The sequence below is a fragment of the Psychrobacter sp. AOP31-B2-9 genome (assembly GCF_052378005.1).
Lineage (GTDB): Bacteria > Pseudomonadota > Gammaproteobacteria > Pseudomonadales > Moraxellaceae > Psychrobacter.
Genome location: NZ_JBQSXG010000287.1, coordinates 1 through 1,070, shown reverse-complemented (window position 1 = coordinate 1,070; position 1,070 = coordinate 1). Strand labels below are relative to the sequence as shown.

The 1,070-nt window shown below is 44.2% G+C and carries 1 protein-coding gene; it reads left to right on the top strand.

The genetic code is table 11. From position 1 onward, the window contains the following. The first annotated feature begins 104 nt into the window (after nt 1–104). The gene (locus ACT3SX_RS15225) at nt 105–1,043 is read left to right on the top strand and encodes an IS30 family transposase (RefSeq protein ID WP_444761841.1); all 939 of its coding nucleotides are present in this window, start codon (nt 105–107) and stop codon (nt 1,041–1,043) included. The last annotated feature ends 27 nt before the right edge of the window (nt 1,044–1,070 follow it).

The following is a 1,070-nucleotide window of genomic DNA, read 5'->3' as shown; positions in this document are numbered from 1 at the left end:
CTTAGATTAACACATGAAGTGCAATACCAAATGTGAGGTGAAAAAAAGACCTAGATGCGCTAGCATCAAAGTTTTTATCCACCGACCAAAGTGAGATTGCAACCATGAACTATACACATCTAAGCCTAGGTGAACGATACCAGATTTATGCCCTTAAAGGGGCAAAACATAGTATTAAATTTATAGCGAGGGCGTTAAACAGAAGTCCCAGCACCATATCAAGAGAGCTTAGGCGTAATAAAGGCCTGCGCGGTTACCGAGCAAAGAATGCTAATAACAAGGCTTGTGACAGACGGTCAAACAATGCGCCCAGCATCATCGCTGACGTATGGGATTGGGTCACAGATAAGCTAAAAGACAGCTGGAGTCCTGAACAAATAGCCGGCGTTCATGGTGGTATTAGTCACATGAGCATCTATCGCTATATCTGGAGGGACAAGAGACAAGGCGGCAGGTTATGGCAGTGTCTCAGACGCAAAGCCAAACCTTACCGTAAGCGACTAACGGCTGAGACCCGAGGCCGTATCAACGACAGAGTCTCGATTCATGAGCGCCCTTGTATTGTGGAAGAACGATCACGTATTGGTGACTGGGAAGCGGATACCGTTATCGGTCAGCATCACAAGCAAGCGATTGTAACGCTCGTTGAACGTAAAACAGGACTGCTTAAAATGAAGCGTGTGGGTCATAAAACGGCACAGCAAGTATCAGAGGCAATGATAGGTATCCTAAAGCCAGTGAGGTTGCAGGTTAAGACCATTACCTCTGATAATGGTAAAGAGTTTGCTCAGCATAAGAAGGTGAAACAAAAGCTCTTTATCGCTTTCTTCTTTGCCGATGCTTATGCGTCATGGCAGCGAGGAACCAACGAGAATACCAACGAGAATACCAACGGATTAATCAGAGAGTTCTTGCCTAAGGGTTGTGACTTTAGACAAGTCTCTGATAATGAGATACAGGACATTGAGAATAAACTAAACAACAGACCAAGAAAACGCTTAGGGTTTAAAACGCCCAATCAGGTGTTCTATAATATAATTTAGCGTTGCACTTGGTGTGTTAATCTAAGA

Coding starts and splice junctions, on each gene's coding strand:
- ACT3SX_RS15225 (WP_444761841.1), top strand. CDS start 105: ATGAACTATACACATCTAAGCCTAGGTGAACGATACCAGATTTATGCC.